16 protein-coding genes are annotated in these 20,423 nt (G+C 67.3%); 6 read left to right on the top strand and 10 right to left on the bottom strand.

Going from position 1 to position 20,423, the window contains the following annotated elements; all coding sequences use genetic code 11:
- Positions 1–45: 45 nt before the first annotated feature.
- The 7 genes from AC3QL3_RS05205 to AC3QL3_RS05175 form a co-directional block, all read right to left on the bottom strand.
- On the bottom strand, positions 46–1,839 hold the full coding sequence (locus AC3QL3_RS05205) for a CocE/NonD family hydrolase (protein ID WP_492897270.1): 1,794 nt from the start codon (positions 1,837–1,839) through the stop codon (positions 46–48).
- A gap of 83 nt (positions 1,840–1,922) precedes the next feature.
- The gene (locus AC3QL3_RS05200) at positions 1,923–2,840 is read right to left on the bottom strand and encodes a DMT family transporter (RefSeq protein WP_492897269.1); all 918 of its coding nucleotides are present in this window, start codon (positions 2,838–2,840) and stop codon (positions 1,923–1,925) included.
- Between the two features lie 214 nt (positions 2,841–3,054).
- Complete coding sequence (locus tag AC3QL3_RS05195; RefSeq protein ID WP_492897268.1) at positions 3,055–4,740, bottom strand: MSCRAMM family protein; 1,686 nt, start codon at positions 4,738–4,740, stop codon at positions 3,055–3,057.
- Positions 4,741–5,003: 263 nt separating this feature from the next.
- Positions 5,004–5,666, bottom strand: a complete 663-nt coding sequence (locus AC3QL3_RS05190) for a glutathione S-transferase family protein (RefSeq protein ID WP_492897267.1) — start codon at positions 5,664–5,666, stop codon at positions 5,004–5,006.
- 367 nt (positions 5,667–6,033) lie between these two features.
- A complete protein-coding gene (locus tag AC3QL3_RS05185; protein WP_492897266.1) occupies positions 6,034–9,213 on the bottom strand; it encodes a DUF7933 domain-containing protein in 3,180 nt (1,059 codons plus the stop codon).
- A gap of 381 nt (positions 9,214–9,594) precedes the next feature.
- Positions 9,595–10,251 (bottom strand): hypothetical protein, encoded by a 657-nt coding sequence (locus AC3QL3_RS05180; protein WP_492897264.1) that lies wholly within the window; start codon positions 10,249–10,251, stop codon positions 9,595–9,597.
- Positions 10,252–10,323: 72 nt separating this feature from the next.
- Entirely contained in the window at positions 10,324–10,602 is a 279-nt protein-coding gene (locus AC3QL3_RS05175; RefSeq protein WP_492897263.1) for a putative signal transducing protein, read from the bottom strand.
- A 240-nt stretch (positions 10,603–10,842) separates the two neighbouring features.
- Here AC3QL3_RS05175 and AC3QL3_RS05170 point away from each other — a divergent pair, with 240 nt between their 5' ends.
- Together AC3QL3_RS05170 and AC3QL3_RS05165 are read left to right on the top strand one after the other, a co-directional pair.
- The gene (locus AC3QL3_RS05170) at positions 10,843–11,151 is read left to right on the top strand and encodes a DUF3253 domain-containing protein (protein ID WP_492897262.1); all 309 of its coding nucleotides are present in this window, start codon (positions 10,843–10,845) and stop codon (positions 11,149–11,151) included.
- Positions 11,152–11,266: 115 nt separating this feature from the next.
- Complete coding sequence (locus tag AC3QL3_RS05165; protein ID WP_492897261.1) at positions 11,267–13,009, top strand: glutamine--tRNA ligase/YqeY domain fusion protein; 1,743 nt, start codon at positions 11,267–11,269, stop codon at positions 13,007–13,009.
- Positions 13,010–13,081: 72 nt separating this feature from the next.
- Here the strand turns inward: AC3QL3_RS05165 and AC3QL3_RS05160 are convergent, their stop codons facing one another.
- Positions 13,082–13,945 (bottom strand): LysR family transcriptional regulator, encoded by an 864-nt coding sequence (locus AC3QL3_RS05160; RefSeq protein WP_492897260.1) that lies wholly within the window; start codon positions 13,943–13,945, stop codon positions 13,082–13,084.
- 95 nt (positions 13,946–14,040) lie between these two features.
- Here AC3QL3_RS05160 and AC3QL3_RS05155 point away from each other — a divergent pair, with 95 nt between their 5' ends.
- From AC3QL3_RS05155 to AC3QL3_RS05145, 3 genes are all read left to right on the top strand, one after another.
- Positions 14,041–14,826, top strand: coding sequence for a class I SAM-dependent methyltransferase (locus AC3QL3_RS05155; RefSeq protein ID WP_492897259.1), 786 nt, complete (start codon positions 14,041–14,043; stop codon positions 14,824–14,826).
- 87 nt (positions 14,827–14,913) lie between these two features.
- The gene (locus AC3QL3_RS05150; protein ID WP_492897258.1) at positions 14,914–15,480 is read left to right on the top strand and encodes a lipocalin-like domain-containing protein; all 567 of its coding nucleotides are present in this window, start codon (positions 14,914–14,916) and stop codon (positions 15,478–15,480) included.
- Between the two features lie 19 nt (positions 15,481–15,499).
- Positions 15,500–17,269 carry a DUF885 domain-containing protein gene (locus AC3QL3_RS05145; RefSeq protein ID WP_492898868.1) on the top strand — a complete coding sequence of 590 codons (1,770 nt, stop codon included), beginning with the start codon at positions 15,500–15,502 and terminating at the stop codon, positions 17,267–17,269.
- A 24-nt stretch (positions 17,270–17,293) separates the two neighbouring features.
- On the opposite strand, the gene AC3QL3_RS05140 is transcribed toward AC3QL3_RS05145, so the two are convergent.
- On the bottom strand, positions 17,294–18,136 hold the full coding sequence (locus tag AC3QL3_RS05140; RefSeq protein ID WP_492897257.1) for an SDR family oxidoreductase: 843 nt from the start codon (positions 18,134–18,136) through the stop codon (positions 17,294–17,296).
- Between the two features lie 190 nt (positions 18,137–18,326).
- Between AC3QL3_RS05140 and AC3QL3_RS05135 the strand changes: the two genes are divergently transcribed.
- Positions 18,327–19,214 carry a helix-turn-helix domain-containing protein gene (locus AC3QL3_RS05135; RefSeq protein WP_492897256.1) on the top strand — a complete coding sequence of 296 codons (888 nt, stop codon included), beginning with the start codon at positions 18,327–18,329 and terminating at the stop codon, positions 19,212–19,214.
- 54 nt (positions 19,215–19,268) lie between these two features.
- Here AC3QL3_RS05135 and AC3QL3_RS05130 read toward each other — a convergent pair whose 3' ends face one another.
- Positions 19,269–20,399, bottom strand: a complete 1,131-nt coding sequence (locus AC3QL3_RS05130) for a DUF5938 domain-containing protein (protein WP_492897255.1) — start codon at positions 20,397–20,399, stop codon at positions 19,269–19,271.
- Positions 20,400–20,423 lie beyond the last annotated feature (24 nt).

Genomic DNA, 20,423 nt, shown 5'->3' with positions numbered 1-20,423 from the left:
CGTGAGTGCAACCGGCGCGCAACGCTGCTGCGCAATCCGCTCGCTTCACCCCTTCGGCTTCGCCGCCACCAACGGCAGCTCGATCGCGCTCGGATGCTTGCTGTCGTGGTACACGCGCACATGCGCCGTGCGCGCATCGGCCGCGGTCTCGTCGGAGACGTCGCCGCCGCTGTGATAGTTCTTTTGGAACTGCAGGCTGTTGACCGCACGCACGACCAGGCGCAGGCGGCTGCCCTTGTCGAGTTTGCGCGAGATGAAGGTGAAGCGATCGAAGTCGTAGCGCAGCACCTCGCCCGGCGCGATGCGCGCCGGCTTGCTCAGAGATTCGCGATAGCGCGCGCGCAGCATCATCGACGACAGCGCGACGGCGGAACCGTCCGACTTGATCTCGTGCAAGGTGGCCTGGAAATCCGCATCGGGCACGTCGAGCGAAATCCACAAGCTCGCCTTCGGCGTGCCGCTGAGTTCGGTTTCCTCGGCCAAGGCTTCGCTGTGGTAGACGACGCCGGCGCCGCGCAGGTTCAGCGCATCGGTCTGGTCGATCAGCACGCTGCCGTCGACATCGCCGCGTTCGAGTTCGAGCCGGCCGGGGCGCACGTCGAGCGGATCGTCGACGTAGAGGTCGGGCTCCTGTTCGCCCGGCGGCGCCGACACCAGCGCGCCGGAGGCGAACACATCGCCCGCCTTGCCGTCGGAGGAGAGGTAGTAACTGCGCGGCTGGCCGAGGTCTTCCAGGCGATCGGCGTACTTCCACGCCTCCGCGCCGGTCACGTAGTAGGCGACGCGCTGTTTGAGGAAGTCGGGCTTCTTGCCGTCCTTCAAGATCCAGTCGTACCACTGCAGATGCAACTGCTTGATGTCGACCATGCTGGCGTCGCCGAACTTGAGCCCGCCCAGTTCCTTCTGCGGACGCCGCGTGCCGCCGTGATCCCACGGACCGATGACCAGATAGTGCTGCGCCTGCGCCGCCGCGTTGCCGTAGCGCATGTGCTCGCGGTAGTAGCTCATCGCGCCGAGCTGGTCGTCGTCCCAGTGGCCGGTGATGGTCAGGATCGGCAGATCGATCGCCGCGTACTGGCGCGCGTTCGGCGCCAGCGCCTGCCAGTACTCGTCGTAGGACGGATGGCGCAGGTACTCCTGGAAAATGCTCGAAGGGTTGCCGACGATCTTGTCGAGTGTGCGGAACGCGGCGTGGCCGAAGTAACGCTCGGCGAACTTGCCGCGCCAGAACGCGCCGTCGCCGAACAAGGAGCCGTTCGAGGCGACGCCGCTGACGAAGGTCAGCCACTGCGTGTCGTAGCTGTAGAAGATGCCGCCGGTGAGCGGGAAATCGATGCCGGGCCGCACCGAGGCGGTCGGCACGATCGTGCGCAGATGCGGCGGCGCTTCCTTCAGCGTGGTCCATTGCGTGAAGCCAAGATATGACCCGCCCCACATGCCGACCTTGCCGTTCGACCACGGCTGCTTGGCCAGCCATTCGACCGCGTCGTAGCCGTCGTGCGCTTCGTGCGTCCACGAGCGGAACACGCCGCCCGAACCGTTGCGCCCGCGCGAATCGATCGCGACGAAGACGTAGCCGTGCTCGGCGAAGTACTTGGCGAGCGGATGGATCAGATCGGCGGTGTAGGGATTGAGGCAGAACAACACCGGCAGCGCGCCGCTCTGCGCGTGTGGGCGATACAGGTTCGCGTTCAGGCGCACGCCGTCGCGCATCGGAATTTCCAGGCGCAGCTGCACGTCGACCTTGGAAGCCTCCGGCGCCTTTTCCTCGGCAGCGGCGACATTCGCCAGGCACAGCGCCAGCGACAGCAAAAGCAATCGAATCGACTGTCGGATCATCGGCCCACTCCGCGGATCGTCGGGAGCGGCATTGTCGGGCACGAACCGGTGCCGCTCAAAGCGGCGGCGGCCCGGCGGTGCATTCAGCCGGCGGGCGGCGGCGGCGATGGTGCGGGCTTGCGGTAGGAGCCGATGAAAATACCGATCAAGGACAAGCCGACGCCGATCCAGTCGGTGACCCGCGTCGGCCGCGCGAACAGGAGCACGTCGAACACGAACGACAAGGCCGGTTGCAGCAGCAGCAAGAGGCCTATCAGCGACGCCGGCAGGTGCGGCATCGCGCGCGTCAACAACACCCAGCCCAGCACCTGACCGAAGAACGCGAGGCCGAGCAAGGACGACCAGCTCTGCGCGTCGGGCAAGGCGAAGCTGTCGCCCTCGACCAACACCGCCAGTCCGAGCACGCCGGCGCACAGCAGCGTACTCACGCACAGCAGCTGCGCCGGGGCCAAGCGCACGTGGCCGCTGCGCTGCGCGTGGCGCGTCGACAGCATGTACACCGCATAGGCGAAGCCGGTGACGATGCCGAGCACGACGCCGAGTTGGTACTGCGGCCCGACCGCGCTCCAGTCGAGCCCGACCAGGAGATACAAGCCGACGAAGCCGAGCCCGACACCGAGCAGGAAAGGCCAGCCGAGCCGTTCGCGATACAGCACGAAACCGGCCAGCGCCATCAGGAACACCTGGAAGTTGCCGAGCAGGGTCGCCAGCCCCGGGCCGATGTAGAGGATGCTGCGATGCCAGAGCATCAGGTCGACCGCGAACGCGACCGCCGGGATCAGCAGCCAGCCGACTTCGCTGAGGCGCACGCGCTGCCAGCGCCGCAGCGCGATCAGTCCGACCAGCAGCATCGCGCCGCCGAAAGCCATGCGATAGAACGCCGACACCGTCGGCCCGACGTGAGCGAGCTTGACGAACAGGCTGGTGGTCGAGATCGCGGCGGCGCCGACGATCATCTCGATCAGCGCGCGACGCGGGATTTCCGATTCTTGTGCGTGCATCGTGGCAGCTCGTCCGTTGCCGTGGGCGATTCCGTGGGATGGCGGCGATCGGCAAGCCGAACGCACGCGCCGCGCCGGCGCGTGCGAAGCGTGCAGAGGGATGCGATGGCCGCGAGGGAAAAGTATAGCTCGCCGCGTCGGCTCGAAACGGCACCGCGCTTTCGCGCGTGAGGTTCGTGCGGCTGCGCGGCGAAGCCCGCGCAACCGCGCTGCGTCAATGCGTGACGCTGGGTTCGAAGCCGTTCGCGAAGATCAAGGGATTGGTGAGCGAGAAATCGATGTCGCTGCGGTGTTGGCCGGTGGTCAGGACGACCGGCGTCGGATCGATCAGCGAGATCGGATCCCCTTCGTTCGGACACAGCCGATCGAGATAGAAGGCGCACGAGATCAGCGGCCAGCTTCCGTACCAGGCACGGACATAGTGGGTGCCCGGCAACCACTTGCCGCCGACGTAGCGCCCTTCCGCATCGGTCCGGACCGACCATCTCTCCACATAATCGCTGTCGTAGCCGACGATCTGGGCGGCCGCAATCGGCAATCCGGTGCTGGTATCGAGCACGCGCCCGGCGAGCGTCGCGCTGCGGCGCAGAGAGAAATCGATGCCCTCGATTCGGTCGCCCGCTTGCACGACCACGTTTCCGCCGCCCTCATTGCACGATCGCCCGACGCAGGACATGTTTGGATACACCTGGTCGACGTAGTCCGCGGACGCATTGGCTTGGACGAAGTACGTGCGCACATTCACGATGAGTTCGTAGCGGCCATCCGTATCGGAGGTCGCCTGATAGTTGCAGTGCGTGGTATGGATGAACGTATCGTTGTAGCAAGCCCACATCGAGACGCTCGAAACCGGCGTGCCGTCGACGGCATCGGTGATCCGCCCGCGGATGAGGCCTTCGGGCCCGAATGAGAAATCGATGCCCGCGACCGAGCCGCCCTCCGTGGCATGCACGACATCGCCGGCAGTGATCGGCGCGCAGGCGCTGGTGATGCAATCGATGCCCGAATAGAGTTGCTTGCCGCCGAAGCCGCCGGAAAGCGCACGCGCGGCGATACGGAATGCTCCGCTCGGCACGCCGCGAAGCGTGTAGCGGCCGGTTGCATCCGCTTGTTCGGCGCCGGTATCGAGCAGGCTGCCGTTCGCGTCGTAAAGTTCGAACGCGACCTGGATATTGGGAATGGGATCGTTGGAACGCTTGTCGCTCACCGAACCGACGAACGTAGCGCCGGCCGTCAATCGAAAGTCGATGTCGTCGCGCGTCAAACCGTCGCCGAGCACGAGCGGCGTCGCGCCGTCGATGTCCGTGAGCAGGCTGACGCGAACGCCGTCATAGCACTCCTGCACGAAGCCGTAGGAAAGCCCGCCGGCGCAGATGCGGTAGGTTTCGCGCGGCAACGTGTCGAAGGTGTACGTACCGTCGGCCGCAGTCGCGACGGTCCGGGTGACCGTCCACTGCGACGAGCCCGCGGCACGCGACAATGCCTTTACTGCGACATTGGGCAGCGGCTTGTCCGCGAGATCGCGAACGACGCCGAATACGATTGCGCTTTGCAGCGCAAGATCGATTTCTACGTCCTCGAGCGAGGGATCGAACGAGGATTGTTCCGTCGAATGACCGGGAGCGGAGGCTTCGACGACCGAGGCCATGCCGGCACCCGGGCTCAGGTCGCCTTGCCAAAGATAGCTGCCATCGGCCACCGTCTGCACGGAAGCGATCGGCGTGGTATCGGAGGATCTCTCGAAGACGCGCACGACTGCTCCCGCGATCGGCTGAGCCGTCGCGAGCTCACTGATGTGCCCGTGCACAGTGACCGGCACGGCGAACGACGCCGTGGCATACAACGCGGCACAAAGCAGAATCCCCAGACGTGCAGCATCGACACGACGCAAGAGCCACATGCGATTTCCCCAAAAAATGCGCAAGCGAGAACGGAGCGTTAGTGCGGAATCGATTCCGACCACTCGCGACGTGCACTGGTGGGAGTCGAGCCGCGCTGCGGAATATAGACGAACTCGCTCGTAGTTTGCAGCGCGAGGTCAGGAATTGTCGGACGTAGCCGCGTCAGGCATGGACCAGTGATCAAGGCTCGTATCGCGAAGGGCCCCTCGAGACTGCCGCTCGCTCCAGGCGCAACACGACATCCGCGCGAACTCGACACACTTCACGGTATCTCGTCGGTCGCCGGCAGCTCCTCGGTCTCGACCTCGGCCGCGCGTAACCACTCTTGCAGCGCAACCAGGCCGAGCAAAGCGTCGACGTAGGCCTGCGCATCCGCGTCGAGCACGACGCCGTAACTGACGAAGCGCAGCGCGACCGGCGCATACATCGCATCAGCGATCGAGAACTCGCCGAACAGGAAGGCACCGCCGGCGCCGAAACGACGGCGGCAATCGGCCCACAAGGCGAGCACGCGCTCGATATCGCGCCGCGTCTGCGCGCCGACGTTGACGGCCGGCCGGCGCCGGCGCCAGTTCATCGGCATGGTCGTGCGCAGCGCCTGGAAACCGGAATGCATTTCGGCGCTGACCGTGCGCGCCAGCGCCCTCGCCGCGGCGGCGGCGGGCCAGCCGGCGCCGGCCAGGAAGGTTTCGTTCGCGTACTCGCAGATCGCCAGCGAATCCCAGATCGCGATCTCGCCGTGACGCAGCGCCGGTACCCGCCCGCTCGGCGACCACGGCGCGACCTCGGCCGCGAAGGCGGGCGTATCGAGCGCGATGCGATGCTCGTCGAAGGCGACGCCGTGATGGCGCAGCAACAGCCACGGCCGCAGCGACCAGGAAGAATAGTTCTTGTTGCCGATGACCAGGATCGGTCGCGTGCTCATGCGGATTCCCTATCAGGGCGACGCCGCACGGTGCGGCGCGTCGCCGAGCGCAGCGCATGGCGCGAGAACTGCCAGGCTCCGTCGCGCGGCTTCGGCGATCCTATCGCGGGCGAGGAGAATGCGGCGGGCCGCATCGGCTTGCAACAAGCACTCGCGCGAAGTGTGGCGACGGCAGCGCTGAGCGGTGGGCGTGGATTCCTGAAGCCGCCGCTGAGAGCGGCTGAAGCCTAGCGGTTACGGCGACGATTCTCCGACCGCGCTGTGCAACATGAGAGGCGAGCGGATTCGCGCTCGCCGATTCGATCCGGAATCGATGGCCTGCGACTCTTCCGACGCGCGCCGGCCCGTGCCGGCGCGCGTCCTCGTTTCACGGCAAGGGCTGACGTTCGATCGTCACGTCATCCAGGCACAAGAGGCCGTCGTGGAAGTTGCCGCGATAGTCCCACTGGAAGCGAACCGTGTGCGCGCCACCGTCGGCCCAGGCGCTGATGTCGATGGAACGCTTGATGAAACCGCCGTCAAACACCGCGGAGACGTCGAGACTGTCCACCGGCTGGCCGTCGACAAGGACCACGAAGGCCGTCGGCACGTCGCTCGGTGATGCGTTGAAGCGCCAGTAGTTGAGGAACAGCGCGCCGCCGTCGGGCAAGGTGACGGTCTGCTCGGCGAATGCCGACCTCGGATCGGCCGGCGCACCCAGATGACCCGCCCCGCCGAAGAAGCCGGCCATGTTTCCGCTGTGCGCAGCGCCCTCGTGCGAATGCCAATCGTAGAAGATGCTGTAGCCTGTCTCGCCGTCCTCGCTGGTCCAGCTCGAACTGGGCGCGCCCGCGAGCGGGACGGATTCGAAGCTCGGATCAGCCACCGGTTGCACGAAGCCCGCTTCGAAACCGCTGCAGAAGATGCTGTCGCCCGCCAGGCACGGCGCCGACGTCACCGAAAGATGCACCGGCACGACGATCACCGGCTGCGTCGGGTCGTTGGTGGCGATGCACAGCTGGTGGTCGTACTCGCCCGGGGCCAGCCGGCCGATCGCGGGAGTGGCACGTATCCGCACGGAGGCGCTGCTGCCGGCTTCCACTACGCCGCTCGAAGGTACCGCGCTGAGCCAGTTCGTCAGCAGGCCCGTGCACGGATCTTCGCTGGGGTTGCCGGTGCTGGTCGCACGAATCATCCAGTTGCCGGCGAGCACCCCGCTGGTCACGCGCTCGACCGGCCCGGTCCACACGTTGCGGCTCAATGTCACGATGTCCACCGGCGGTCCGCCCAGCTCCGAGGCGGAGATGTAGGAACGCCCTTGCGGCGTCGTCGTGTCGGCGGCTGCGGGAAACAGTTGTGGGCGGTAACGGCCGCCGATCGCCCAGTAGTCGACGAAGCCGATGTAGACGTCGCCCTCGCCCGGCACCGCGAAATTCGTTCGATAGGTTTCGTAGTCGCCGGTGCGGCCGATCGTCACCAAGGTATCCATGCCCACACGCACGGCGTTGCTCGGGTCGCCGTCGGCATCGGCGTCGTAGTAGGCGACCAAGTTGGGTTGCAGCCCGAGCAAGTTGCCGCCGGCCTGCTGCGGGTCCGGCCAATACACCGAGACCGAATCGACCGTCAGCGCCGCAGCGGCGTGGAAGCGGTTGATCCAGACCGCGGCGCGCTCGGCCGGTATGTCGTCGCTCTCGATGCCGTAGCCCCAGACGCGTTCGATGCTGCCGTCGTCGAGGCGATAGCTGGCCGCGTCGGGCGAGCTGCCACTGGAGAGGACGGGCGCGACCGGCGTGCGCAACGCGATGTGTCCGGCCGCGGCGCCGGCGTCGTGGGCCTGCAACGAGTACAGCAACGGATCGCTGCCGACCGCCGCGAAAATGCCGAGCGTGGTGGTGGCGGAATCGTTCGCGGCGACGGTGAACGACAACGACGGCTGCGACAGGCTCGCCGACGGCGGACGCGCAATGCCAAGCACGATCGAGTCGACCCACCAGCCGCCGCTCGCGCGCGGCCGATAGTACGCCGGGTCTTTCTGGGCGCTGGCAAAATGGAAACGCAGACGCGTGGGATGGCCGACGGCCGCCGCTGGCAAGGTCACCGTGGCCGTTACGAATTGGCCCGCGGTATCGCCCGACCAGCCCTGGCGCCGCGACAGCTCATGCACGCCGAGCAGGGTCGCGTTGTATCCGCCCACGGCGAACTGACCGCCTGCCGTCACGACGTCGACGAAGGCGCCGCCGTCGATCGAAATCTCCAGCGCGCCCCCGTCGATGCCGTAGCCGGGCGAACCGGGCACCAGGTCGATGTCGTAGCGTTGCCGGAAGCTGAGGTTCTGATCCTGCACCGGCACGAACACCGGCGAGTCGAGGGTGAAGTCGGTCTGCTCCAGACGGTCGCGCGTCCACACGGCGTTCGGTCCGGCATCGGAGGAGGTGACGGTGATCCAGTCGCTGTCGCCGGTCGTGCTCGACGACGTCCAGCCGTTGGGCAGCAGCGGCGCCGGATTCGCGTCGAAGGTCTCACCCGGCGGAAACGCCGGCGGCGCACTGGAGGTCACCAGGAGCGTGGAGCTGCCGGCATTGAGATTGCTGCCCACGTCGGTGGCGAGGCTGCCGGGATTGAGTGCATCGACGTAGCGGCCGGGCGTGGTCGACCACACGTCGACCGACATCGTGCAGCTGCCCGACGCCGGCACAGTCGCCGCACCGGACAAGGTGATGCGGCCGCTGCCCGGCGCGGCGGCGACGCTGCCGCCGGCGCAGTTCGTGGACGCGTTCGGTGTCGGCGCGACGAGCAGGCCGTTGGGCAGCTCGTTGACGAGGTCGGCGGTCAGCGTGGCCGGCGCGGGACGCGTGACGTTGTCGAGCGTCATGGTGAGGCGGCTCGATTGGCCCGCCGCCACGATGGCCGGCGCGAAGGTGCCGGTCAGACGCGGCAGGCCGGGGCCGGTCTGGCTGAGGTTCACCAGCATGATCGGGTGCGTGCCGCGAAAGCCGGCGTCGGCCGCCAACACGATGTCCGGCGCGCCGCACTGCGCACCGCTGAAGAACGAGGGATGCATTTCCGGCGAATCGTTCGCTCCGACGTTAAAGGCGTAATAGCGCGTGGCCGGGGCGTCGACGCGATATTCCACGACCAGATCCAGCGCGCGTCCGTCGGCAATGGTTGCCACGACGGGCAGCGTGATTCTCTGCGCGGGCGTGCCGTCACCGAGTCCGGTGGCGCTGGCGAGCGGCGTGAGCGCGGTGGCCGGCAGCGTGTCCGCCGGAATGTCGTGCGGGATCGAGTACAAGCGCACGGCGATCGGCGTCGGCGTCATCGGCGCCACCGCGTCGAAGCTCGTGACCGTGACGCTTTCGACGGTGGCCGAGCCGCGCACGCCGTACTCCTCGAAGTAGAAGCGCCGCCACACGCTGAACGGATAGATGCCGTTGCCGTCGCTGCACGCGATGCCCAATTGCGTGGATGGCTCTTCACTCTCCGTCTGCGACAACACCATGGCGCTGTGCGCCGGCATCGCGCACAGCGCGACCAGGGCCGCGGCCAAGCTATGAATCCAACGTTTCATCTTCCCCGTACCTTTGTTGGAATGAATGCGCCGCCGCAGGGCGCATACGGCGTCTGCGGAAGGGCGAAAGACTGTACGCACGCCAGGTGTCGGGCAGACTCTCGATCCCTGACGGATCGATAGCAAAGCGGTATCAAACCCCTATTAACTGCCGCGAAAACCGCAGCTTGCACGAATTGACGAGATCGATGGCGAGGTCGGCGGCCAGCCCGCTGCGCCGCTCGGCAGCCGCGTTCGACGGCGGCGAGCGAGGGCGTTGCATCGTTGCCGGCAGACGTCACGCACGCGAGCCCGGCCATCCGCACAGCCCGGCCGTTGTGCGACGAAGACACCAGCCCGGCCGCCGGGCCGATGCGATCCCGGCGACGCCGCGCTGCCCGGCTAGTCGCCGACGTAAGGCAGGATGCGCAGCGCGCGACGCGAGAACTTCAGGCTCGGCTGCTCGGCCGCGACGATCATGTCGCGCGTGACCAGGATGCGGCCGTCGGCGTCGGTCTGCAGCAAACGTTCGCTGCGCCCGCTCAAGGTGACCGATGCGAGAGCGCCGGGCGCGAAGCGGATCTCCACGCCGCGCGGCTTCGCATTCGCGGCGCTGCCCGCTTGCGTCTTGGCGAACAAGTCTTCGGCCTGGCGCAGGCCGACCTCGACCTCGCTCCAGGGCAGCTCCAACGCCTCGGGCAGACGCAGCGCGGCGTGCACGGTCAGCATCAACGAGCCTTTCGGCTGGTTCGTTTCGACCGCGGGATTTTCCGCCTGCAAGGCCTCGTCGGCGGGAAAGTCGACGTGGCCGTCGGCCGCGACCGGCACCGCGATGGCACCGCGCTTGGCGTGGATGGTGATGCGGATGTCCTGCGCGCGCACCGTGGGCGATTTGCTCTGCACCTGTTCGATCGCGACCAGATGATCGTAGGCGCGGATCGAACGCGCCGGCGCCAGTACTTGATACAGCGCCAGATACGGGGTCGTACCGCTCGCGCTGTCGTCGGCGCTCGCCAGCAGCGGCGTCAGCAGGACGAACAGGGCGAACAGCTTGGACATGAACGAACCGGTGCGCGCGTCGAGACGGAGGCGGAGCCTAGCAGAGCGACACGCGCGCGCAGCCGCCGCGGCTCAGGCCGGCGCGATGCCGTTCGTCCAGCCTTCAGGATCGGCCGCTTCGACCTCGGCGCGGCGCTGGCGCAGGTCGGCGTCGATCGCCTGCGCCACCGGCGCTGCGCGTTCGAGATCGATGTCGGCCACCATCACCACGATCAAGTCGCGCGCCGGCAATTCACCGATCGCGCCGACCAGATATTCGCCGCTGACGAAGGCGACCACACCCTCCGCCGCGAGCGCGGCCTTGAGCAGATTCGCGTCGACGATGTTCTCGGCTCGGTAGACGATCTTCATGCACGCAATACCTTCGCGAATGGTGCGGTGATTCGACGGAATCTTGCCATGTCCTTCACGCCGGCGCTGACAACCTTCGACGCGCCGGATCATCGCGAATCGCCATGGGGAGCGTGCCGGAATGCGAACGAACGACCAACGCATCGTCAGCTTGCCGAGCGCCGCGCCGCGTTGCAGCCACGGCGCCCGCCATCGCACCGCGCTCGCCCCTCCCGCTCGCCATCGTGCCTCGGAGCGCGTATGAGCCCGCACCTGCCCGACGACTTGCTCGCCATGCGCATCCGCGACTGCGTGCTCGAACTGCTCGATCAGCGCGGACCGGGTCACAGCATCTGTCCGAGCGAAGTCGCGCGCGTCCTCGCCGCGCGTCTGGGCGGGCGCTGGCAGGACCTGATGCGGCCGGTGCGCACGATCGCGCTGGCGCTGGCCCAAGCCGGGCGCATCGAAGCGTTCCAGCACGAGACCGCGGTCGATCTGCGCGAAGTGCGCGGGCCAGTGCGCCTGCGCCTGCGCTGCCTGCACGGGCGGCGCACCAGCTACGCCGCCTGAGCGCTGCGGCCGCGCGCCGCAGCCGGTGCGCGGCGGCGCCTCCGCTTTCGCGCCGCCTCCGCTACACTTGCCGCTTCCCCTTTTCAACCCGACGCCGCCGACGCGGCGCTTGCGCATGACCGAACCGGCCGCTCCGACTCCGCCCGTCAGCAACAATTTCGTCCGCCAGATCGTTCTCGACGACCGCGTCGCCGGCAAGCACGGCGGCCGCGTGGCGACGCGCTTTCCGCCCGAACCCAACGGCTATCTCCACCTCGGCCACGCCAAGGCGATCTGCCTGGACTTCGGCATCGCGCGCGAATTCGGCGGCAGCACCGCGCTGCGCTTCGACGACACCAATCCGGCCAAGGAAGACCTCGAATACGTCGAGGCGATCAAGAACGACGTGCGCTGGCTCGGCTTCGAGTGGAACGCGCTGCGCCACACCTCGGACTATTTCGAGGTGCTCTACCTGTGCGCCGAAAAGCTGATCCGCATCGGCAAGGCCTTCGTCTGCGATCTGTCGGCCGAAGAAGTGCGCGCCTATCGCGGCAGCCTGACCGAACCGGGCCGCAATTCGCCCTATCGCGAGCGCAGCGCGGAGGAAAGTCTCGATCTGTTCCGGCGCATGCGCGCGGGCGAGTTCGCCGACGGCGCGCGCACCTTGCGCGCGAAGATCGACATGGCCTCGGGCAACATCAACATGCGCGATCCGGCCATCTACCGCATCCGCAAGCTGACCCACCAGAACACCGGCGACACCTGGCCGATCTACCCGATGTACGACTACGCGCATTGCGTATCCGACGCGGTCGAAGGCATCACCCATTCCCTCTGCACGCTCGAATTCGAAGACCACCGCCCGCTGTACGACTGGTTCCTCGACCAGCTCGACCTGCCCGGCGACGCCAGTCTGACCGAGCCCTTGCGCCGCACCGACCTGTGGACGCCGCCGAGCCGGCCGCAGCAGATCGAGTTCGCGCGCGGCAACCTCGACTACACCGTGATGAGCAAGCGCAAGCTGATGGCCCTGGTCGCCGACGGCCTGGTCGACGGCTGGGACGATCCGCGCATGCCGACCCTCGCCGGCGTGCGCCGGCGCGGCTTCACCCCGGCCGCGATCCGCGCGTTCTGGGAGCGCGCCGGCGTGACCAAGCAGAACTCGGTGATCGGCTTCGGCGTGCTCGAAGCGAACGTGCGCGAAGATCTCGACGCACGCGCGCCGCGCCGCATGGCCGTGCTCGATCCGCTCAAGCTGGTGCTCGGCAACCTCGATCCTGCGCACGAGGAAACCATCGAATTCGCCAACCATCCGAAGAACGCCGAGTTTGGCGTGCGCGCGCTGCCGTTCTCGCGCGAGGTCTGGATCGAGCGCGAGGATTTCGCCGAAGTCCCGCCGAAGGGCTTCCACCGCCTCGTTCCGGGCGGCGAAGTGCGTTTGCGCGGCGTCGGCATCGTGCGCTGCGAGGACGTGATCAAGAACGCCGCCGGCGAGATCGTCGAACTGCGCGGCTCACTCGACACCGAGACGCGCCCCGGCATGCCCGGCGCCGAGCGCAAGGTCAAAGGCACCATCCACTGGGTCAGCGCCAAGCATGCGCTGGCCGCTGAAGTGCGTCTGTACGACCGCTTGTTCGCGGTCGCCGATCCGGACGACGACAGCGACGGCAAGACCTACGCCGAGCACATCAACCCCGATTCCAAGCGCATCGTGCGCGCCTGGATCGAACCGGCGCTGGCCGCGACCGAACCGGAACGGCACGTGCAGTTCGAACGCCTCGGCTACTTCGTCGCCGATCGCCACGACCACACGCGCACGGCGCCCGTGTTCAACCGCACGGCGACCTTGCGCGATTCCTGGGCCGGCGCGAAGAACTAACGCGCCGGCGTCAGCCTCGGCACAGCGGCGCCAAATCCGGCGCCGCGCTCGCCGCCGGTAAAAGCTAGCCGCTCAGACCACCATCGCCCGAAACGCCGTCGTCAGCGTGCGCAGCGCGCTGCGCGAACGACGGTCGGTCAGGCGCGAGTGCAGCACCACGTCCTGCGTCGGCAACGGCGGCAGCGCCAAGGCGGCGCCGATGTCGATGGTTCCGCTCGGCGCGGTCCGCCGCGCCAGCACGGCGATCGCGAGTCCCGCCGTGGCCGCGGCGCCAACGGTGGCGGCGCCCTTGCCGATGAAGATCTCGGTCCAGGCGATGCCGGCCGCGTCCAGCGCGCGCACCGCCGCCGCGCGGATGCTGCAACCCACTCCTTGCGTCGACAACGGCAGCGGCTGACCGGGGCGCGGCTGCCAATCGGCCGCCGCGATCCAAGCGAAGGTCTCCGCGAACACCACCTCGCCGTGGCCGCGCCGTTCTTCCGTCTGCAACACCAAGGCGGCGTCCAGCGCGCCGTCGTCGTAGGACTGCGCGACCTCGCGCGAACCGGCCACGCGCAGTTCGATCAGCAGATGCGGATCGTGCTCGTGCATGCGGCGCAGCAGCGCCGGCAGCTCGCTGCCGACGATCTGATGGCTGATGCCGACCACCAGACGGCGCTGCTCCACCTCGAACGAGGCGACCGCGCGTTCGTGCGCGCCGATCAGATCGCGTGCCGCCTCCAGGAACGCGGCGCCTTCGGCGGACAGCCGCACCTGGCGCGGCGTGCGTTCGAGCAGGCGGCGGCCGAGCTTTTGTTCGAGCCGGCGCAGCTTCAGGCTGACCGCCGATTGAGTGCTGTCGAGCGCCTCGGCGGCACGCGTGAAGCTGCTCAGTTCGGCGGTCAGCACGAACGCTTTGACGGCGTCGAGGTCGAGCGTTTTGGTCGAGTGAATCATTTCAAAAATCACTTTCTGAAAGACGGGGAGATGGCTACTTCCAATGCATGGTAGCGAATTAGGCTGCTTCCACTCCAAATCAAGCAGGCGATTCCATGCAGCGGCAAACCTCGATCCCCCTTCTTTGCGGACTGGCGCTCGCGCTCGGCGCGTGCGCGTTCGTCCACGCCGCCGCCCCGGCTTACGTCGAGGCCGCGCTGGCCGATCCCGCACGTCCTGCCGCCGATACCGCCAACGACGCGGCGCGCAAGCCGGCCGAGCTGATCGCGTTCGCCGGAGTCAAACCGGGCGACAAGATCGCCGACGTCATGCCGGGCGGCGGTTACTTCACGCGCCTGTTCAGCAAGGTCGCCGGCGCCGGCGGCCACGTCTACGCGGTCGTTCCCGCCAGCATCGAGAAGGCCAAACCGAAAGCGCTCGACGGCATCAAAGCGCTGGTGGCCGATCCCGCCTACGCCAACACGAGCCTCTTGGTGCGGCCCTACCAAGACCTCGGCGCCGGCGAACCGCTCGACCTTGTATGGACCTCGCAGAACTACCACGACGTCTACGGCGCGGTCAGCGTGTTCGCCGTCGACGGCAGCAGCGGCCCCGCCGAGACGGCCAAACTGGATGCCGCGGCGTTCAAGGCGCTCAAGCACGGCGGCGTCTACGTCGTGGTCGATCACGCCGCCAAGCCCGGCGCCGGCGAGCACGAGGCCAACACGCTGCACCGGATCGACCCGGCCGTCGTCATCGAGCAGGCCAAGGCGGCGGGCTTCGTGTTGGAAGCGCGCAGCGACGTGCTCGCCAATCCGAACGACGCGCACGAAGAAGCCGTGTTCGCGCCCGCGATCAAAGGCCACACCGACCGCTTCGCGCTCAAATTCCGTAAGCCCTGAACTAGCGCCGGCCAGCCCTTCCTACCGCTGCGCGATGGGCGCGACAGCGGCATCCCAACCCGCAACTTCCCGCAACACGGAGATCTCATGCCTTTGCTGCACAGCCTTTCCAAAATCCTGCTGCCGGTCCTGCTCGCCGGCGGCGTGGTCAGCGCTCACGCAAGCCCCACCCTCGCCGGCACCTGGACCTTGAAGGCGGCTTACGACCTGCATCCGGATGGCCGCAAGACCTACGGCTTCGGCGCGCGGCCGACCGGCGTCTTGATCATCGATGCGCAAGGCCGCTATTCGCTGCAGATCTTTCGCAGCGACGAGCCGACTTACGCCACCGACGACAAGGGGCAGCGCAAGGAATTCAAGCCGTCCGAACTGGCCAGCACACACTACGGCCGCGTCAGCCTCGATCCGGCGGCGCAGACCGTCAGCTTCAGCATCGAGCGCTCCTATGTGCAGCGCTGGAACGGCACCGTGCAAGTGCGGCCGTATGTGCTGTCCGCCGGCGAGCTGAGCTACCAAGTGCCGGCGCAGCCCGGCACCGACAGCGTCGCGGTATCGGTCTGGCAACGCGCCGACGGTGCGCCGCCGCAGACCAGCGATGCGCGCGAGCCGGTCTCGGCGCTGCGCCTGCGCGGCACCGACCTTGCCGATCCTTGAGCGGAACGACCTCGTGACGATCCGACAAAGTTCGATCCTGATCGTGCTGGCCGGCTACGCCTTGTGCGCCGCCTCGGCACGCGCCGCGCCGCTGGCAGAGCGCCTGCAGCGCCTGGATGCGCTGTTGAACGAGCAGTGGCAGCACCAGCTACAAGCCAATCCCGAAAGCGCAACGGTGCTCGGCGATCTGCGTTACAACGCACGCTGGAGCGACGCCTCGCTCGCGCATGCGCGCCACGAGCGCAAGGTCGCGGCGGATTTCCTCGCTCGCTTCGAGGCGATCGACGCCACCGGTTTCCCGGACGAGGCGCGGCTCAATCGCGAGCTGATGCTGCGCCAGTTGAAAGAAAGCGTGCGCGGCGCGGACTTGAAGCTGTACGAGATGCCGCTCGAACAGAAGAGCGGCATCCACCTGCTGCTGCCCGGCTTGATCAGCTCGATCCCGTTCGACGACACGCGCCAATACGAAGACTATCTGGCGCGCCTGCAAGCGATTCCGCATGTGCTCGAGCAAGCCACCGCGACGGCGCGCCAGGGTTTGCGCGACGGCCTGATGCCGCCGAAGTTCGTGCTCGAGAAAGTGCTCGCGCAGATCGACACCATCGCCGCGCCGGCCGGCGCCGACAACACCTTCGCGCAACCGCTGCAGCGTTTTCCGGCCGGCATGGCGGAAGCCGAGCGCACGCGTCTGCGCGCGGCGATCCTCGCCGCGATCGACGGCCGCGTACGCCCGGCCTATCGCAAACTCGGCAAGTTCGTCGCCGACGAATACGCGCCGCACGGCCGCAGCGAACCCGGCATCTGGCAGTTGCCGAACGGCGCTGCGATGTATCGCTACCGCGTCGAGCAGCAGACGACGACCAAGCAAGACCCAGCCGACATCCACCGGCTCGGTCTCGCCGAAGTGCAGCGCATCGAAGCGGAAATGAGCGCGATCGCGGCATCGCGCGGCTACGCCGATCTGGCCAGCTTTCGCACCGCGTTGAAGAACGATCCGACGCTGCATCCGACTTCGCGCGAAGACGTGCTGGCACGCTATCGCGGCTTCGTCGCGCGGATGCAGCCGGAGCTGCCCAAGCTGTTCGGATTGCAACCCAAAACCGCGCTGACGGTGGTGCCGTTCGAGGCCTACCGCGAAAAAGGCGAGCAGCTCGCCAGCTACCAGCAAGGCACGCCGGACGGTTCGCGCGCCGGCCAGCTGTACGTCAACACCAGCGACTTCGCCGATCGTTCGACCACCTTGATCGAATCGACCGCGTATCACGAGGGCATTCCGGGCCATCATCTGCAGTTCTCGATCGCGCAGACGCTGCCGGGCTTGCCGCCGTTCCGGCAGCAGGCGGCCTACATCGCCTACATCGAAGGCTGGGCCTTGTACGCCGAGCGCCTGGGCAAGGACATCGGCTTCTACAGCGACCCGCTGTCGGATTTCGGCCGCCTGTCGAGCGAGCTGTGGCGCGCCAACCGGCTGGTGCTCGACACCGGCGTGCACTACGAACACTGGTCGCGCCAGCAGATGGTCGACTACTTCCGCGCCCACTCCGACGTTAGCGAAGCCGACATCCAGTCCGAAGTCGATCGCTACATCACCTGGCCGGGCCAAGCGCTCGCCTACAAGATCGGCCAGCTGAAGATGCTCGAGCTGCGCGAACGCGCGAAGAAAGCGCTCGGCGAGCGCTTCGACATCCGTGCCTTCCATGACCGCCTGCTCGACGGCGGCGCGCTGCCGCTGGATTTGCTCGAAGCGCGCATCGACGCTTGGATCGCCGCCACCGCCGCCGCGCATTGAGCGCGCGGACGCTCGCGCCGCGTGTCAGCGCACGCGGCGCGCGGCGACCTCGTCGGGAATGAAGAAGTCGAGCGCCGGCTGCGCGCCGGAGGCCGGCGCGTAGATCGAGAAATCGGTTACGCCTTCGCCGCGCAGCACTTCCTCGTCGATGAAGAAGCGCCCGGTCACCTCGCGCGCCGGCTTGGTCAGGATCGCGTAGGCGGCGTCGGCCATGATCTCCGGACTGCGGCTGGCGTCGGCCAGGTCGGGAATCTTGTTGCGGATCGCCGCCGTGTCGATGGTGGTCAGCGGCCACAGCGAATTGACCGCAATGCCGTAGCGGCGGAATTCCTCGGCGTGGCCGAGCGTGCACAGGCTCATGCCGAATTTCGCGATGGTGTAAGCCACGTGCGGCGCGAACCATTTCGCCTGCATGTCCAGCGGCGGCGACAAGGTCAGCACGTGCGCATTGCTCGACTTCTGCAAATACGGAAACGCGGCGCGCGTGCACACGAAGGTGCCGCGCGTGTTGATCGACTGCATCAGGTCGTAGCGCTTCATCTCGGTAGACGGCGTATCGCTGAGCGAGATCGCGCTGGCGTTGTTGATCAGCACGTCGATGCCGCCAAAGCGTTCGGCCGTCTGCGCGACCGCCTGCTCGACCGCAGCGTCGTCGCGTACGTCGACCAACAGCGGCAGCGCCTGTCCGCCGGCCGCTTCGATCGCCGCGGCGGCGGTGTAGATGGTGCCTTCGAGCTTGGGATGCGGCTCGGCGGTCTTCGCCGCGATCGCGACGTTGGCGCCGTCGCGCGCCGCGCGCAGCGCGATCGCGAGGCCGATGCCGCGGCTGGCGCCGGTGATGAAAAGCGTCTTGCCTTCGAGGGTCATGGCGATATTTTTCAATAGTTGACAATTAAAGGAGGTTTGTTGCGAACGCGAATCCACCCGCGCGGCACGCCGAGCCCGCTGGCAGCGGCTGCGCGCGATCACGGCGCCCGCGTAAATGCTGCGTCGCACATTGCCCGAGATCAGCCGCCGACGCACACTTTTCACCCAATCCCGAACGCGACCAGCGCGGATGACCGAGCTCGTCACTCCCGACTTGCTGCATCACTGGGTTCCCGGTGAAATCCTGCTCGGCAGCGATTCCTTGCATTGGGAAGGCGTCAGTCTACGCTCGTATCGCTACGGCGCGTCCGACGTGGTGGTGCCGCCGCTCAGCGACTTCGTGATCGTCTCCTTCCGCAAGGGAGAAACGCGCATGCGCCGGCGCGTCGACGGGCCGTGGCAGAACGAGGCGGCCGAGCCGGGTTCGGTCTCGATCCTGACCCGCGCCGAGGAATGCCACTGGTACTGGGACGCGCCGATCGAGGTCATCCATCTTTATCTGACCAAGAACCTGTTGGCCAAGGTTTCCGCCGACGCGCTCGATCGCGACATCGCCGACGTGCACCTGCAAGACGTGCTCAGCACCGACGACGAAGTCGTCACGCGCGGGCTCGGCGCGATCGCCGACGAAGTGCGCGCCAACAATCTCGGCGGCCGCCTCTACGTCGATGCGGTCTCGATGCAGATCTGCGTGCATCTGTTGCGTAAGTACGCCAACGTCTGCGTGCGCGAGCCGCGCGCGGCGCAGGGCCTGTCGCCGCTGCAAGCACGCACGCTGGACGAGTACATCGAGGCCAATCTCGACCGCCAGCTCACGCTGGACGAGCTGGCCGCGGTCACGCGCAGCAGCACCTCGCACTTCCTGCGCCAGTTCAAGACGCGCTATGGCACGCCGCCGCATGCGCACGTGCTGCAAATGCGCCTGGCGCGCGCGCAGCGCCTGCTGGCGCGCACCGCCTTGCCGATCAAGGACGTCTCCGGCCAATGCGGCTTTTCCGACCAGAGCCACATGACGCGCGTGTTCCAGCGCTTCCTCGGCACCACGCCGCACAGCTACCGCCAAAACGCGCGCGGCTGATCGAAGTCTCTGCTTGCATACCGCGCGCGCGATCGATCGCGCGCGCGGCGGCTTTCACGCGGTGAACGCGTTGACCCGAACCTCCGGCTTGCCGACCAGGCCGAAACTCTGCAGCACGCCGAGCAGATCGCGGTGGCCGAGCGCCTGGCAACCGGAGGCGAAGCCGGTGCGCAGCGGCGGCGCCTGCAGCAGATGGTGCGCAAAATATGCTTGCATCAAGCCGGTCTGCTTGTAGTTCTGGTTGCCGCGGATGACCACGTGCTTGGAGCCGAGCGGCCCGCTCGCCATCACCGAATCGACCGAGATGTTGACGCGCGGATTCTCGCGCGGCGGCATGCCCGCCTGCACGCTCGCGGCCATCTTCGACAGCTCTTCCTGCTGCCGCTCCGGCGGCAGCGGGCGGATGTCGGCGTCGATCTTCGCGTTCATCGCGACCACGTTGTCCATCACCATGCGCTCGAACACGCCGCCCATCACCTTGCAATTGGCCACGCGCGGATCGTGCTTGAACCAGACCGGATGCGCGGTGCCGCCCCACGGCAGCACCAGCGCGGTCTGATGCTGACCCGGCACCACCGCGTCGGCCTTGGCCCCGCTCGGCCATTTCACATAGCGGTTGCCTTCCAGATAGAAAAAGTCCGACGTAAGGATGCTGAAGATGGTCTGCACCGAAGCGTAGGTCGGGAAGCCCTTCCACAATACGAGAATGTCGAGCGTGTCCAATCCCGGCGTTTCCAGCGCGATCTGCGCCGCGATCTCGCCGGTGGTGTACATCTGCGCGATGCCGGGCGAGAGACAGAGGTTCTTCTCGGCGAACTTCGCGCCCCACTTCTCGTCGCATTCGATCATCCAGTTCTGTTCGCCGTTGGTGTCGGTGTAGTGCAGGCCGGCGGCGAGCGAAGCCTCGACCGCTTCCGGCCCGAACTTGGCGAACGGCCCGACCATGTTGCACAGCACTTTCGCGCCCTTGAACAGCTCGGTCAGCGCCGGCACCGTGTGCGCGACCTCGGCGATCTCGTAGTCGGCGGTTTCGATGCCCGGCACCTTGTCGAGCACTTCCTTGATGCGCTTGCCGTCGCGCCCCGCCGCGATGAACGGAATCTGGTATTCGCGCAGGTACTCGGCGACCAGGCGGCCGGTGTAGCCGGTGACGCCGTAGATCACGACGGGCTTCTTGCTGCTCATGACGTTCTCCTCGGTTGTTTGTGC

This window comes from Dokdonella sp. GW821-FHT11D02 (assembly GCF_058808595.1).
Note: the sequence above shows the minus strand (reverse complement) of the source record. Positions and strands in the feature narration are given on the sequence as shown.

Excerpts from the sequence above, each read along its gene's own strand:
- AC3QL3_RS05205 (WP_492897270.1), bottom strand. The coding sequence starts at position 1,839 with ATGATCCGACAGTCGATTCGATTGCTTTTGCTGTCGCTGGCGCTGTGC.
- AC3QL3_RS05200 (WP_492897269.1), bottom strand. The coding sequence starts at position 2,840 with ATGCACGCACAAGAATCGGAAATCCCGCGTCGCGCGCTGATCGAGATG.
- AC3QL3_RS05195 (WP_492897268.1), bottom strand. The coding sequence starts at position 4,740 with ATGTGGCTCTTGCGTCGTGTCGATGCTGCACGTCTGGGGATTCTGCTT.
- AC3QL3_RS05190 (WP_492897267.1), bottom strand. The coding sequence starts at position 5,666 with ATGAGCACGCGACCGATCCTGGTCATCGGCAACAAGAACTATTCTTCC.
- AC3QL3_RS05185 (WP_492897266.1), bottom strand. The coding sequence starts at position 9,213 with ATGAAACGTTGGATTCATAGCTTGGCCGCGGCCCTGGTCGCGCTGTGC.
- AC3QL3_RS05180 (WP_492897264.1), bottom strand. The coding sequence starts at position 10,251 with ATGTCCAAGCTGTTCGCCCTGTTCGTCCTGCTGACGCCGCTGCTGGCG.
- AC3QL3_RS05175 (WP_492897263.1), bottom strand. The coding sequence starts at position 10,602 with ATGAAGATCGTCTACCGAGCCGAGAACATCGTCGACGCGAATCTGCTC.
- AC3QL3_RS05170 (WP_492897262.1), top strand. The coding sequence starts at position 10,843 with ATGAGCCCGCACCTGCCCGACGACTTGCTCGCCATGCGCATCCGCGAC.
- AC3QL3_RS05165 (WP_492897261.1), top strand. The coding sequence starts at position 11,267 with ATGACCGAACCGGCCGCTCCGACTCCGCCCGTCAGCAACAATTTCGTC.
- AC3QL3_RS05160 (WP_492897260.1), bottom strand. The coding sequence starts at position 13,945 with ATGATTCACTCGACCAAAACGCTCGACCTCGACGCCGTCAAAGCGTTC.
- AC3QL3_RS05155 (WP_492897259.1), top strand. The coding sequence starts at position 14,041 with ATGCAGCGGCAAACCTCGATCCCCCTTCTTTGCGGACTGGCGCTCGCG.
- AC3QL3_RS05150 (WP_492897258.1), top strand. The coding sequence starts at position 14,914 with ATGCCTTTGCTGCACAGCCTTTCCAAAATCCTGCTGCCGGTCCTGCTC.
- AC3QL3_RS05140 (WP_492897257.1), bottom strand. The coding sequence starts at position 18,136 with ATGACCCTCGAAGGCAAGACGCTTTTCATCACCGGCGCCAGCCGCGGC.
- AC3QL3_RS05135 (WP_492897256.1), top strand. The coding sequence starts at position 18,327 with ATGACCGAGCTCGTCACTCCCGACTTGCTGCATCACTGGGTTCCCGGT.
- AC3QL3_RS05130 (WP_492897255.1), bottom strand. The coding sequence starts at position 20,399 with ATGAGCAGCAAGAAGCCCGTCGTGATCTACGGCGTCACCGGCTACACC.